The sequence below is a fragment of the Pseudomonas sp. Lz4W genome, from assembly GCF_000346225.2.
GTDB classification, from domain to species: Bacteria; Pseudomonadota; Gammaproteobacteria; order Pseudomonadales; family Pseudomonadaceae; genus Aquipseudomonas; species Aquipseudomonas paraversuta.
The window spans coordinates 1235895-1249704 of sequence record NZ_CP017432.1; the positions used below are offsets into that span (position 1 = coordinate 1235895).

Annotated in this window: 8 protein-coding genes and 4 tRNA genes; 6 read left to right on the forward strand and 6 right to left on the reverse strand. The window is 58.4% G+C overall.

Annotation, left to right across the window (positions count from 1 at the left end; all coding sequences use genetic code 11):
- Positions 1-53: 53 nt before the first annotated feature.
- Positions 54-3524 (reverse strand): PAS domain-containing hybrid sensor histidine kinase/response regulator, encoded by a 3471-nt coding sequence (locus tag B195_RS05945; RefSeq protein ID WP_003442704.1) that lies wholly within the window; start codon positions 3522-3524, stop codon positions 54-56.
- Between the two features lie 238 nt (positions 3525-3762).
- On the opposite strand from B195_RS05945, the gene B195_RS05950 reads away from it, so the two are divergent.
- On the forward strand, positions 3763-4914 hold the full coding sequence (locus B195_RS05950) for a TDT family transporter (protein ID WP_003442701.1): 1152 nt from the start codon (positions 3763-3765) through the stop codon (positions 4912-4914).
- Positions 4915-5047: 133 nt separating this feature from the next.
- Positions 5048-6922, forward strand: a complete 1875-nt coding sequence (locus tag B195_RS05955; RefSeq protein ID WP_003442698.1) for an MFS transporter — start codon at positions 5048-5050, stop codon at positions 6920-6922.
- 71 nt (positions 6923-6993) lie between these two features.
- Here the strand turns inward: B195_RS05955 and sugE are convergent, their stop codons facing one another.
- The 3 genes from sugE to rdgC all read right to left on the reverse strand — a co-directional run bounded on the left by sugE (position 6994) and on the right by rdgC (position 9385).
- Entirely contained in the window at positions 6994-7308 is a 315-nt protein-coding gene (sugE, locus tag B195_RS05960; RefSeq protein WP_003442696.1) for a quaternary ammonium compound efflux SMR transporter SugE, read from the reverse strand.
- A gap of 118 nt (positions 7309-7426) precedes the next feature.
- The gene (locus B195_RS05965; protein WP_003442694.1) at positions 7427-8392 is read right to left on the reverse strand and encodes a bile acid:sodium symporter family protein; all 966 of its coding nucleotides are present in this window, start codon (positions 8390-8392) and stop codon (positions 7427-7429) included.
- Between the two features lie 72 nt (positions 8393-8464).
- Positions 8465-9385: a recombination-associated protein RdgC gene (gene rdgC / locus B195_RS05970; protein ID WP_003442690.1), complete on the reverse strand. Its 921-nt coding sequence runs from the start codon at positions 9383-9385 to the stop codon at positions 8465-8467.
- A 160-nt stretch (positions 9386-9545) separates the two neighbouring features.
- On the opposite strand from rdgC, the gene B195_RS05975 reads away from it, so the two are divergent.
- The 4 genes from B195_RS05975 (at position 9546) to B195_RS05990 (ending at position 10109) form a co-directional block, all read left to right on the forward strand.
- A tRNA-Val gene (locus B195_RS05975) sits at positions 9546-9621 on the forward strand.
- A gap of 19 nt (positions 9622-9640) precedes the next feature.
- Positions 9641-9717: transfer RNA gene (locus tag B195_RS05980), tRNA-Asp, on the forward strand.
- A 220-nt stretch (positions 9718-9937) separates the two neighbouring features.
- Positions 9938-10013, forward strand: a tRNA-Val gene (locus tag B195_RS05985).
- Between the two features lie 19 nt (positions 10014-10032).
- A tRNA-Asp gene (locus B195_RS05990) sits at positions 10033-10109 on the forward strand.
- Positions 10110-10305: 196 nt separating this feature from the next.
- Here the strand turns inward: B195_RS05990 and B195_RS05995 are convergent.
- Together B195_RS05995 and B195_RS06000 are read right to left on the reverse strand one after the other, a co-directional pair.
- A complete protein-coding gene (locus B195_RS05995) occupies positions 10306-12744 on the reverse strand; it encodes a TonB-dependent siderophore receptor (RefSeq protein ID WP_003442687.1) in 2439 nt (812 codons plus the stop codon).
- A 76-nt stretch (positions 12745-12820) separates the two neighbouring features.
- On the reverse strand, positions 12821-13807 hold the full coding sequence (locus B195_RS06000) for a FecR family protein (RefSeq protein WP_003442684.1): 987 nt from the start codon (positions 13805-13807) through the stop codon (positions 12821-12823).
- Positions 13808-13810: the final 3 nt, after the last annotated feature.

Sequence of the window (13810 nt, forward strand, 5' to 3'; positions counted from 1 at the left end):
ACCCAAGGCCCTTCGGTCCTTTCGGCAGCGACTACAGATTTAATACGGCGTGATCACAGCGGCACATGCCGACTCAGCAGGGCCCGCAATACTGCGGGTTTTACCGGCTTGGGCAGATACTCCAGACCTGCGGCATGCACTTCGGCAATCATCTCCGGGCGTCCATCAGCGCTGATCACCACCCCTGGCACCGGCTCCCCCAACTGGGCCCGCAGCCAGCGCATCAGGTCGGTTCCCACTTCGCCGTCATCCAGATGGTAATCAACCAGCACCAGCTGTGGACGTACGCCCTCATTGAGCAGGGCCGCGCATTCGTCGCGATTGCGTGCGGTCCAGACCCGGCAGCCCCAGCGTGTCAGCAAGCTCTGCATGCCGATCAGAATGCTGTCTTCGTTATCGATGCACAGCACTTGGGCGCCATTGACCGGCTGACCATTTTGCTCCGCAGCCACGGGCTGTGGCGCAGCCTGGGTCCTGGCCAGCGGCACCCTGACACTGAACACGCTGCCTTTTCCCTGCCATGAACGCACTTGCAAACTGTGCCCCAGCACGTGGCACAAGCCGTCGGCAATCGCCAGGCCCAGGCCCAGGCCTTTTTCGGCGCGGGTCTGGTGGCTGTCCAGGCGTTTGAACTCTTCAAAAATGACTTGCAGCTTGTCGGCAGGAATACCCGGTCCGCGATCCCACACTTCAAGGCACAGCTCTCCCCCGCGGCGGCGTACGCCCAGCAACACCGGACCCTTGGCGTAGCGGAAGGCATTGGTCAGGAAGTTCTGCAAGATGCGCCGCAGCAGCTTGATATCGCTACTGACGCGCAAACGACTGCTGCGAACCCTGAAACTCAGGCCTTGTTCCTGCGCTTGGGCGGTGAATTCATTGCCCAGGGTCTCAAACAGGTCATTCAGTGCAAAAGGCTTGATGTCCGGAGTTATTTTTCCGTTTTCCAGGCGCGAAATATCCAGCAGGTCGCTGATCAGGTCTTCGGCGGAACGCAAGGAACTGTCCAGATGCTGCACCAGTTTCTGCGCTTCCGGACTCAGCCCTTCATCCTGGTGGGACAGCGCGGAGGAGAACAGGCGTGCCGCATTCATGGGCTGCATCAGGTCATGGCTGACGGCTGCCAGAAAACGGGTCTTGGACTGGTTGGCCGCTTCGGCCACGCCTTTGGCGTCGGTCAGCTCCTGATTAAGCTGCGACAACTCATGGGTGCGCTCGGCCACCCGTTGCTCAAGACCTTCGTTGGCCTCGGTCAGCGCCTGCTCGGCTTCGCGGAACGCCGTAATGTCGGTGAAGCTCATGACAAAGCCGCCGCCCGGCATGGGGTTGCCAATCAGTTCGATCACCCGGCCATTGGGGAACAGACGTTCGGATGTATGTGCCCGGCCTTGACGCATCCAGTGCAGGCGGCGGGCCACATGCACTTCGGCTTCACCGGGGCCGCACAGGCCGCGCTCAGCATTGTGGCGAATGATGTCGGCAATCGGCCGTCCTACGCTGATCAGCCCGTCCGGATAGTTGAACAATTCCAGATAGCGACGATTCCAGGCCACCAGCTTGAGCGACTGGTCGACCACGCTAATCCCCTGGGTGATGTTTTCAATGGCGCCCTGCAGTAATGCGCGGTTGAACTGCAGCACTTCCGATGCTTCGTCGGCAATGCGTACCACGTCTTCGAGCTGCATCTCCCGGCCTTCAATGGCCGCTTTGACCACCGCCCGGGTAGAAGAGGCGCCGAGTACCCCGGCCAGCAGGCGTTCGGTGTGGGCGATCCATTCGCCGTTGGCATTCTGGTTCGGATTAAAGCCTTTGCCCTGGCGATAGGCGAAACGGATGAAGCTTTGGTGGGCACGTTCCTCGCCGACAAAACGCGCCGCGAGGGCCAGCAAGTCGTTGATCTGCACCGCGAGCATGGAGCGTCCGCTAGGGTGACTGCTCAGCTCCTGGCCGATAAAGCGTCCGGCTTGCCAGTGCTCCGAAACCCGGGTGCGCGACAGCACCGAAACCCAGGCAAACAGAGTGAAGTTACCGGCCAGCGACAACACCACGCCTTGGGTCAATGGTGTGATCGACAGCCCCAGCGGGTTGCTGTGCAGCCAGGTCAGACCCGGGAAAAGGCTCAAAGGCCAGCCGGCACTGTGGGCGATGAGCGGCAGCACCAGGGTGTAGAACCAAATGAATGTACCGGTGGCGAGGCCGGCAAATACGCCCCGGCGGTTGGCTTGCTTCCAGTACAGGGCGCCGAGCATGGCAGGGGCCAGCTGGGTGACTGCGGCGAAGGCAATCTGGCCGATGGTGGCCAGGCTCGCCGTGGAGCCCAGCAGGCGGTAACTCACATACGCCAGCAGCAAGATCACCACAATCGTTACGCGGCGTACCGATAGCATCCAGTGGCGGAACACCTCGAACGGGCGCTCGGCGTTTTTGTGGCGCAGCAGCCAGGGCAGCAGCATGTCGTTGGAGACCATGGTCGACAATGCCACGCTGGCGACGATCACCATGCCGGTGGCCGCCGATGCGCCGCCAATAAATGCCAGCAATGCCAGTGCCGGGTGAGCCTGGGCCAGTGGCAGGCTGATCACGAACGAATCCGGCAGCACCGAGCTGGGCAGCAGCATTTGCCCGGCCAGTGCAATCGGCACCACGAACAGGCCGGCCAGAATCAAATAGGCCGGAAACACCCATTTGGCCAGTTGCAGGTCCTGCGGCTCGATATTCTCGACCACGGTTACGTGAAACTGTCGGGGCAGGCAGATGATTGCCATCATTGCCACGCCGGTTTGTACCACCATCGACGGCCAGTTGATGGTTTCCTTCCAGTACTGCTCAAGGCGCGGTGCAAGCATGGCCTGGTTGAAAAGATCGTCGAAACCGTCATACAGGCCGTAGGTCACAAAGGCACCTACGGCAAGAAAGGCGAACAGTTTGACCAGCGACTCGAAGGCAATTGCCAGCACCATGCCGCGGTGGTGTTCGGTGGCATCGAGGTTGCGCGTGCCGAATACAATAGTGAACAGCGCCAGAATCAGGGTCACAATCAGGGCCGTGTCCTGGGCGCGGGTCCCCGTGGCGTCAGCTCCGGCACCGATCAGCAGGTTCACGCCGAGCACAATGCCCTTGAGCTGCAGGGCGATGTAGGGCAGCACGCCCACCAGACAGATCAGTGCCACCACAATCGCCAGAGATTGGGACTTCCCGTAGCGCGCGGCAATAAAGTCGGCAATCGAGGTGATGTTCTCCTGCTTGCTGATCAGCACCATCTTTTGCAGGACCCAGGGCGCGCACACCAGCAGCAGCACCGGCCCCAGGTAAATCGGTAAAAAGGCCCAAAGCTGCTCGGCGGCCTGGCCGACGGCGCCGAAGAATGTCCAGCTGGTGCAGTACACCGCCAACGACAAGCTATACACCCACGCGCGGACCCGCGGCGGCAGCGGTTTGCTGCGCCGGTCACCATAAAAGGCAATGGCAAACATAATGGCCATATAGGCCAGGGCGACGGCGGCAATGAGCCCGCTGGACAGCGACATGGTGACTCCTGGAGGTGTAAGGCCACAGCAATCCGGCTGTGGCGGGCTAGTCTCGCATGATGTTTATGCGCCGTCAGTGTCGACCATGGTCTGATCGCGGCCAAGGGTCGCAGGGTTTGCAGCGGGATGCAGTGACGAATATCTGCAAAATAGATAAGTGTTAGAGAAATTACCCGTTATATAGATATTCGATTTGGTTCTACTCTAATTTCACCTCATGAGAGGAAAGGAGGAACCCATGACTTGCCCAAACAAAGCCCAGCCCGGATTTCGGCCATTCAGCCAGTTGCAGCACCCCCGTGAAGTGATTCGCCAGTTCACCCCGAACTGGTTTGCAGCCACCATGGGGACGGGGGTTCTGGCGTTGGCGTTGGCCCAGTTGCCGGTGCATATCCCCGGCATGCATGTCTTTGCCGAAGGGTTGTGGCTGTTCAATATCGGTTTGTTCATTCTGTTCAGCGTGCTCTATGGCGCGCGCTGGGTGCTGTACTTCGACGAAGCGCGGCGGATTTTCGGGCACTCCACCGTGTCGATGTTTTTCGGCACCATTCCCATGGGGCTGGCGACCATCATCAATGGTTTTCTGGTGTTTGGAGTCCCGCGTTGGGGCAGCGACATGGTGAAGGTGGCCGAGTTTTTGTGGTGGATAGATGTAGCCATGGCCCTGGGTTTCGGGGTGATCATCCCGTACCTGATGTTCACCCGGCAGGACCACAGCATTGATCAAATGACCGCGGTCTGGTTGCTGCCAGTGGTGGCGGCGGAGGTAGCCGCGGCCAGCGGCGGGCTGTTGGCACCGCATTTGAGCGACACTCTCGCGCAGTTTCATGTGTTGATTACCAGCTATGTACTGTGGGCGTTCTCGGTACCGGTGGCGTTCAGCATTCTGACTATCCTGATTTTGCGCATGGCACTGCATAAATTGCCCCACGAAAGCATGGCCGCTTCAAGCTGGCTGGCTTTGGGGCCGATCGGCACTGGCGCCCTGGGTTTGCTGCTGCTGGGTAGCGATGCTCCGGCGATTTTCGCGGCCAATGGCCTGGGCCGGGTCGGTGAAATTGTCGAGGGCCTGGGCCTTATCTCTGGCGTGATCCTGTGGGGCGTGGGCTTGTGGTGGATTGTGATGGCTTTGATGATCACGGTTCGCTACTTCCGGGCGGGTATCCCGTTCAATCTTGGCTGGTGGGGCTTTACCTTCCCGCTGGGCGTGTACTCATTGGCCACTTTGCGTCTGGGCAGCGTTCTGCATCTGGCATTTTTTGATATTGCCGGCTGCGTACTGGTGGTGATGCTGGTGCTGATGTGGTTGATCGTTGGCACGCGAACCGTGAAGGGTGCCTACCGTGGCGAGTTGTTTGTGTCGCCCTGCATCGCCGGGTTGAAGAAGTAGATACGGCGCTCAGGTTCTGTGCGAAATGGCAGAACAGGCTGATTTAGTACAGAACCTGAGCAAGCTTGTGCCCTGAGTGATACAACGGCCCTCCAATGAGAAAGCCGTTCGGCGCAACGTGAGTACATGGATGATGAGTCACCCCTCGCAGTTCAGTTTGCTGAGGAAGCGCCGCTTCCTGCCCTTCTTCGTGACCCAGTCCCTGGGCGCACTCAATGACAACCTGTTTAAACAGTCGCTGATTCTGGCCATCCTTTACAAATTGAACATCGAAGGTGATCGCGGGATCTGGATCAACCTGTGTGCGCTGCTCTTTATAGTGCCGTTCTTTTTGTTTTCGGCACTGGCCGGGCAGTTTGGCGAAAAGTACCCGAAGGATCGTTTGATCCGTCTGATTAAACTGGGCGAGATTGCGATCATGGTGGTGGGTGCCATCGGCTTTGCCTTCGATCACCTGGCGTTGATGCTGGTGGCGCTGTTCGCGATGGGGACCCACTCGGCACTGTTTGGGCCGGTGAAGTATTCGATACTGCCGCAGACCTTGCATGAAGACGAGTTGGTGGGCGGCAATGGCCTGGTCGAGATGGGCACTTTTCTGTCGATTCTGGCCGGCACCATTGGTGCCGGGATCATGCTCTCATCCAGCAACTACACGGCGATTGTGTCCGTGGTGATAGTGTCGGTCGCAGTGCTCGGCTATCTGGCCAGTCGCGCAATTCCGCGGGCGGCGGCGGACACCCCGGACCTGAAGTTGAACTGGAATATCTTCAGCGAGTCCTGGGCCACCTTACGGATGGGGTTGAACCAGACGCCTGCGGTGTCGCGTTCTGTAGTCGGAAACTCATGGTTCTGGTTTGTCGGCGCGATTTACCTGACGCAGATCCCGGCCTACGCCAAAGAGTGGCTGTATGGCGATGAAACCGTGGTCACCCTGATTCTTACGGTGTTTTCGGTGGGGATTGCGCTGGGCTCGATGCTCTGTGAAAAGCTCTCGGGACATAAGGTCGAGATTGGTCTGGTGCCCTTTGGCTCGTTTGGTCTGACCCTGTTTGGCTTGTTGCTGTGGTGGCATTCGGGGCACATGCCACAAAACATTCAAGCCAATGACTGGCTGGGCGTGCTGGGCTTCAGTCAGGCCTGGTGGGTACTGTTGGATATTCTCGGCCTGGGCGTGTTCGGCGGCTTCTACATTGTGCCGCTGTATGCGCTGATTCAGTCGCGCACGGCCGAAAACGAGCGGGCCCGGGTGATTGCGGCCAACAACATCCTCAATGCGCTATTCATGGTGGTGTCGGCAATTGTCACCATCCTGCTGCTGAGCGTGGCCAAGCTGACGATTCCCGAGCTGTTCCTCGTGGTCTCGTTGATGAATATCGCGGTCAACACTTATATCTTCAAAATCGTCCCTGAATTCAGCATGCGTTTCATGATCTGGCTGCTCGGCCATTCCATGTACCGGGTGGAGCACAAGAATCTGCAGCTGATTCCGGATGAAGGCGCCGCGTTGCTGGTGTGTAACCACGTTTCGTTTGTCGATGCGCTCTTGATTGGTGGTGCTGTACGTCGGCCGATTCGCTTTGTGATGTATTACAAAATCTACAACTTGCCGGTACTCAACTTTATCTTTCGCACTGCGGGCACGATTCCGATTGCCGGGCGGGCTGAAGATGAAGCGATTTATGAGAAAGCCTTCAGCCGCATTGCCAGGTATCTGGAAGATGGCGAATTAGTGTGCATCTTTCCCGAGGGCAAGTTGACCACCGATGGCGAGATTGGCGAGTTCAAGGCCGGGGTGACGCGGATTCTGGAGCACACGCCGGTGCCGGTGATTCCGCTGGCGCTGCAGGGGTTGTGGGGCAGCTTCTTCAGCCGGGATCCGCACAAGGGGGTTTTCCATCGACTCTGGTCGCGGGTGACATTGGTTGCAGGTGCACCGATACCGGCCAGTGAGGCCAGTCAAAAGCTGTTGCGCGAAAGGGTCTGTGAGCTGCGGGCGCAGAAGAGGTAGATAGTGCTGGCGGGGCGGGAAGCGGTTTGCCGGCGATGGCGTCGATGCCATCGCCGGCAAATTGTGCCGGATCAAGTGCTTATTTTGAGACCGACCAGGCCGGCAATGATCAGCGCAACACTGGCCAGTCGGAACAGCGCCATGGATTCGCCAAACAGGATGATCCCGGCGATCACGGTACCGACTGCACCTACCCCGGTCCATATGGCGTAGGCAGTGCCCAGCGGCAGGTCTTTCATGGCCAGCCCGAGCAAGCCGAGGCTGATAATCATGGCGCCGACCGTCAGGGCTGTCGGCAGCGGGCGACTGAAGCCGTCGGTGTATTTGAGGCCTACGGCCCAGCCAACTTCAAACAGGCCGGCGAAAAACAGAATAATCCAGGGCATTGCAATCTCCATCAACGGATGGGGCCGTCCCCAGAAAAATCACTCGATGAGTCGCGAGGTCGTCCTCGCAGTGCGCAGTATATTGCACATGATTGATCTGATAGACAACCCCGAAGCGTTAGTCGGTAACAGTTTTTTCTGCCGCGAGGCGGTCTTCTTTCTCGCTCATGCGTCGGAAGTACGTCGAAAGCAGTGCCCCTGAGATGTTGTGCCAAACGCTGAACAGTGCACTGGGTACCGCCGCCAGAGGCGAAAAGTGCGCGCTGGCCAGGGCGGCTCCCAGGCCGGAGTTCTGCATGCCGACTTCCAGAGCCAGGGATTTACGCTGGGCCAGGGGCAGTTTGAACAGGCGGCCGGTAAAGTAGCCAAGCAAATAGCCGAAGCTGTTGTGCAGTATGACCACGGCCATGATCAGCAAACCGGACTTGGCGATCTGGGCCTGACTGGCCGCCACCACGGCCGCCACGATAATCACGATGCTGATCACCGAAACCAGCGGCAGTACGTCCACCGCGAAGCGTACGCGGGCGCCAAGCAGTCGCTGGGCCACAACCCCCAGTACGATCGGCAGCAAAACCACCTGCAGAATCGACCAGAACAGTTCCATGAACGAAACCGGAAGCCATGCCGAAGCCAGCAACCAGATCAGCGCCGGCGTCAGTAGCGGAGCGAGCAGGGTGGTGACGGCAGCAATGGCAACGGACAGGGCCAGGTCGCCCCGGGCCAGCCAGGTCATGACATTGGACGAGGTGCCGCTCGGGCAGCAGCCGACGAGAATCACGCCAACGGCAATTTCGGGCGGCAGGTGGAAAACCTGGCACAGCAACCACGCCACACCGGGCATGATCACGAAATGAGCAACCACGCCCAGTGCCACGCGCCACGGGTGGCGGGCAACTTCGGCGAAGTCTTCGAGTTTGAGGGTCAGGCCCATGCCGAACATCACCAGGCCCAGCAGCGGCACGATGAAGCCTTTAAGGCCGACAAACCAGGCGGGTTCAAGAAACGCCAGTACGGCGAATATCAGTACCCAATAAGCAAAGGTATTACCGACAAAGCGGCTTAAAGCAGCAAGTGCGCGCATGGTGTTCCTTTATTGTGATTATTGGATATCCCCTGCAGTAGCACGCTCGCTCCTGCAGGGGATATGGGTGGGTCAGATTCCCTGGGGAATCTCTTCGCCACCCAGTGCTTCAAACAGCTGCGGCAAGAACTCGCCGAATGTCAGCATCATCAGGGTGAAACTGGCGTCCTGCTGGCCCAGGTCGTCGTCACCGCCGTCCTGTTCAGCCTGGTCTTGCAGCAGATCTTCAAACTTGAGGCGTTTGACCACCAGTTTGTCGTCCAGTACGAATGACAGCTTGTCCTGCCAGGCCAGTGACAGTTGAGTCACGACTTTTCCGGTGCTCAGATGCAGCTGGATTTCGTCGCTGGTCAGGTCCTGACGTTTGCAGCGAATGATGCCGCCATCTTCGTGGGTATCGCGCAACTCGCATTCATCAAGGACAAAGAAGTTGTCGGCAGCTTTTTGGGTTTTGACCCATTCGGTCATGACCGCGCTTGGAGCCATTTTCACCGCCAGCGGGCGAACCGGTAATGAACCGATGACTTCCCGCAGGGTGGAGAGCAAGTCTTCGGCACGTTTAGGGCTCGAAGCATTAACCAGGATCAGGCCCTGTTTAGGGGCAATGGCAGCAAAGGTTGCCGAGCGACGAATAAAGGCGCGGGGCAAGAAGGCCTGGATGATTTCATCCTTGAGCTGATCGCGCTCCTTCTTATAGACCTTGCGCATTTGTTCGGCTTCGATCTCTTCGACCTTGTCCTTTAATGCATCGCGAACAACGCTGCCCGGCAGGATGCGTTCTTCTTTACGGGCCGCGATCAGCAGGAAGTCCTGGCTGACGTGAACCAGCGGTGCGTCCTCACCTTTACCGAAAGGGGCAACGAAACCGTAGGTGGCTAATTCCTGGCTTGAACACGAGCGGGCCGGTTTGGTGGCCAGTGCAGTTTCCAGCACCTGCGCATCAAAAGGCAGATCTTGGGTCAGGCGATAGATAAGCAGGTTTTTGAACCACATGGGGTGAATCACTCCTATATACAAAGCAGGCATTATTCGCTTCATGGAGCCATAGGCCAACCCTGCGCTAACCCTTTGGCAGGCTTAGAAAAATTATTTTAAAAAGTGCTTGCCAGACTATAGGTCGCTCCGTAGAATGCGCGCCACACCGAGAGTGAAAGGGTGATTAGCTCAGCTGGGAGAGCATCTGCCTTACAAGCAGAGGGTCGGCGGTTCGATCCCGTCATCACCCACCATTCGCTCACAGTGTTACGCGCAGCGGTAGTTCAGTCGGTTAGAATACCGGCCTGTCACGCCGGGGGTCGCGGGTTCGAGTCCCGTCCGCTGCGCCATATTTTTACCACAAGCCCCTTGAACGCTTGTGGTTGGGGAAAGCCCGCTGAATGCGGGTTTTTTCTTGAAAGTCTTCGGTTCTGCAGTTCGCTGCCGGATCAAAGTGCAGGACGCAGGAAACGGAAGTTTTTACCGGGTTTTGAAAAAAAACTTGAATAAAAACAACCACTTACACGAAAAGTGTGAGAGAATGCGCCCCGCAACGAGAGTGAAGTGAAAGGGTGATTAGCTCAGCTGGGAGAGCATCTGCCTTACAAGCAGAGGGTCGGCGGTTCGATCCCGTCATCACCCACCATTCGCTCACAGTGTTACGCGCAGCGGTAGTTCAGTCGGTTAGAATACCGGCCTGTCACGCCGGGGGTCGCGGGTTCGAGTCCCGTCCGCTGCGCCATATTAGAGTCACAAGCCCCTTGAACGCTTGTGACACGCGAAAAAGCCTGCCTTGTGCAGGCTTTTTTGTGCGCCCGGGTTTTGTAGATCCTGTAGGAGCGAGCTTGCTCGCGAGCATTTCAACGCAGCAACGAAGAGCTCGCGAGCAAGCTCGCTCCTACAGGGGGGTTATTGCAAAAAATTCAGTTCAGCCTGTTTTAGAAATCCCAGCGGGTACTGACCATCACATTGCGCGGGTCACCGTAGTACGACGAGTTATAGAAACCGATGTTGGTGTAGTACGACTTGTCGAACAGGTTGTTCAGGTTGACGCTGGCCGAGAGGTTTTTCGTAAACTGGTAGCGAGCCATCAGGTCAACCAGCCAGTACGGATCCTGTGAAAACTTCTCCTCGACCCCGCCTTTATTCCAGTTGGTCAGCATTTGCCAGCCCGTACCCTGCCAGCGAACCCCGCCACCCAGGGTCAGTTTGTCGAGGTCGCCGGTCAGCTTGTAGCTGGTGTACAGATTGATTTGATCCTCGGGCTCCCAGGTCGATACCTTTTTACCGCTCTGATCACGGCTGATCTTGTGCGTATAACCCGCCTGCAACTGCCAGCCGGGCATGAGCTCGCCAGAAATTTCCGCTTCGTAGCCTCTGGTTTTGGCTTTGATGCCTTTATAGGCGTATTCAATGTCCGGATTGGTCGGATGGGCGTTGTAGGCAGTGTCTGCTTCAGGCCGGTTGTCCTGATGGACCTCGAAGTAGGCCAGACTTGAATTGAGGCGACCATCAAAGAACTCGCCCTTCAAACCCAGTTCATAGTTGGTGCCTTCATCGGGCTCAAGCATCTTGTTGTCGCGATCGCGGTAATACGACTGCGGCAAAAAGATTTCGGTATAGCTGGCATAGGCAGAAATATTTTCGTTGAGGTCGTAGATCACCCCGGCGTAGGGCAGTACCTTGCCGGTGTCTTTTGCATGGCTGGTGCCCGTCAGGGTGTAATCGGCCACCCGTGTACCGAGCATTAGCGTCAGATCATCGGTGAGGCTCAAGCGTGCGGTCATGTAAGTGCCGGTCTGGCGCGTTGTTTCATCGTTGTAGGAGGTTACGTTGCCCCAGTCCGGTTCCAGGCTGTCGCCATCCCAGTTGTAGTAGTCATAGGCGTTGTCGACCATTTTGGCGTTGGTGTAGTCCTTGCCGGTCCAGTGCGATTTAGCTACCGAGCCGCCGACCACCAATTGATGTTCGCGCCCCAGCAAGCTGAATGGACCGCTGGCAAACAGGTCGCCACTGTCGCTGACGTATTCGCCGGTGTACTTGCGGGCCAGCATTGGCGCCAGTCCGGTGCTTGCGTCCGGGTCCAGCAATGCGCCGAGCGGTGCGTTGTAGCCGTTGACCTGGTGGTTGTACTGGCCTTTGACTACCCAGCCGTTATCAAAGCTGTGCTCCAGGGTTGAAAAAACCGTGCGTGTGTATTGCTCCCAACTGCTCCATTTGGCGCCGTTGTTGAACGAACGAGGGGTGCTGATGCGCTCGCCGGCGGAGTTGAACAGCGAGGCACTGCCCGACCAGCTGGAGCCTTTTGGATGGTTGTTCTGATAATCGGCGCCGAGAGTCAGCAGGGTGTCCGGGGTCAGGTCCACTTCCACAATGCCGTAGTAAACCTCGCTGTCGCGCTGGTAGTGGTCCATGAACGAGTGCTTGTCCTGATAGGCCGCAACGGCCCGGCCACGCACATTGCCGCTTTCGGTCAGCGGGCCGCTGACGTCGATCTCGGAACGGTAGTTGTCCCAGGACCCTGCGCCCACATCCACGTGGGCCTTGAACTCGCTTGTCGGTTTTTTGCGCACCATATTGATGGTGCCGCCGGGGCCGCCTGCGCCGGTGAGCAACCCGGTTGCACCCTTGAGAACTTCGACCCGGTCGTAAATTGCCGTGTCGGTAAGGGTGTGCCCGGCAGAGTACTGCGGGTCTTGCAGGATCGGGATGCCGTCGTACTGAAAGTTCTTGATCGCAAAACCGCGGGAATAGTAGCTGGTGCGGTCACTGTCATAGGTCGCAACGGTGATGCCGGGGGTGTGGCGCATCACGTCATCGATCGAGTTGAGACCGAAATCGTCCATCGCCTGGCGTGTTACCACAGAGATCGACTGTGGGGTTTCGCGCGGTGTCAGCACCATGCGCGTAGCAGTCGCAATGCTGCCGGGGGTGTAGGAGCCCGAACCTTCAGTGATGGTGCCCAATTGGTTGGCGCTGACTTGGGTGGCGCCCAGTTCCAGGCTGCCGCCCGCCGCAGGCAGTGCCTCGAGCATGTAGCCATTGGCACTTTTTACTGCGGTATAGCCACTGCCACGCAACAAGGCTTCGAATCCGGAAGGCTCGTTGTAGGTGCCGTGCAGGCCGGGAGTCGTCAGCCCCTCAAGGTTGGCGGGCTGAAAAATAATCGCTACCCCGGCCTGTTGTGCAAAACGGTTCAGGGCACTGCTCAGCGGGCCGGATGGAATGTCATAGGTCTGTACCGATGCCGACTGCGCCTGGGCGACGGTGCTGCACAGCACGCCAGTCGCCGAAGCGACAATCAAGTGAATGGCCAGGGCCAGCGGGGTGCAGGCCCGCGGGCTAAAACGCCCGCGAGGGTGGGAGGAAGTCAGCATGGAGAGCGCAGTCCTTTAGGGTTCTATGTATCTACCTTGACGGCTGGCTAGAAAAAAGCGGAACTAATGCGAATAATTATTCTTTAGATTGTTGCGCCTGGCTGATCACCACCAGCCACGGGGTATAGGTTTTTATCGTCAGCGGCAGGGTTTCAGCGATCAATTGCAGCGCCCGATCGGTGTTATCCAGCGGCAATACAGCCGATACGCGCAAATTGGCCAGGGCCTGACGGTCAAACTGAATATGGCCGCGCCGATGTCGGGAAATTTCATCGAGCACCCGGGTCAGGGGCTGGTTATCCACCACCAGTTGGTGATCTCGCCATGCCTGATCAATGCTGGCGGGGTCGAGCGTACCGGACAGTTCGACCGAGTCGCGGCGGATCAGCGCCCGGGAGCCAGTGTCGACCTCCAGGGTCTGTCGTTCGTCAGCGCTCTGTGCGGCGACGCGCGACTGCAGCATGCTCAAAACAGTGGTGTCGTGCAGATGTTTGACCACGAAGCGGGTGCCCAGCGCGCGCATGCTGCCCTCGTCGGTCTGCACAATAAAGGGCCGGGCGCTGTCGTGAGCAACCTCCACCAGGACTTCGCCTAGCAGTACCTCGATACGCCGTTCCTGGCCGTTGAAGTGCACATTCACTGCACTGGTACCGCTAAGAGTGAGTGTTGAGTTGTCGGCCAGACGCAGGGTTTTCCAGTCATTGGGGCCGGTCCTGATGTCTGCCATCCATTGCTTTGGATACTGGCTTTGCAATAGCAGTGCGCCGGGTAGGCCCAGGCAGCCGGCAATCAGTAATGCGCGTAATACCCGCTTGCCTCGGGCTGCAGGTTTGCGCCCGCCAAAGGCGGCAGTGAGTGCGGCCTTGGCCGGGGCGGATTGCCCGCGCAACGCTTGCAGGCGGCTGATCACCTCTTGCATGCGCAGGGCGGCGGCTGCGTGTTGCGCACTTTGTTGTTTCCAGCACTCGAACTGCAGGCGCAGCGCATCGTTGGCGGCCTCTTCATGCAGTTGAAGAATCCACTCGGCGGCTTGCTCGTCAATGGTCGGGTGGGGCTCGGGCATGGC

What these genes read in the sequence shown, in the direction of transcription:
- B195_RS05945 (WP_003442704.1), bottom strand. Translation starts at nt 3,524, where the DNA reads ATGTCGCTGTCCAGCGGGCTCATTGCCGCCGTCGCCCTGGCCTATATG.
- B195_RS05950 (WP_003442701.1), top strand. Translation starts at nt 3,763, where the DNA reads ATGACTTGCCCAAACAAAGCCCAGCCCGGATTTCGGCCATTCAGCCAG.
- B195_RS05955 (WP_003442698.1), top strand. Translation starts at nt 5,048, where the DNA reads ATGAGTCACCCCTCGCAGTTCAGTTTGCTGAGGAAGCGCCGCTTCCTG.
- sugE (WP_003442696.1), bottom strand. Translation starts at nt 7,308, where the DNA reads ATGCCCTGGATTATTCTGTTTTTCGCCGGCCTGTTTGAAGTTGGCTGG.
- B195_RS05965 (WP_003442694.1), bottom strand. Translation starts at nt 8,392, where the DNA reads ATGCGCGCACTTGCTGCTTTAAGCCGCTTTGTCGGTAATACCTTTGCT.
- rdgC (WP_003442690.1), bottom strand. Translation starts at nt 9,385, where the DNA reads ATGTGGTTCAAAAACCTGCTTATCTATCGCCTGACCCAAGATCTGCCT.
- B195_RS05995 (WP_003442687.1), bottom strand. Translation starts at nt 12,744, where the DNA reads ATGCTGACTTCCTCCCACCCTCGCGGGCGTTTTAGCCCGCGGGCCTGC.
- B195_RS06000 (WP_003442684.1), bottom strand. Translation starts at nt 13,807, where the DNA reads ATGCCCGAGCCCCACCCGACCATTGACGAGCAAGCCGCCGAGTGGATT.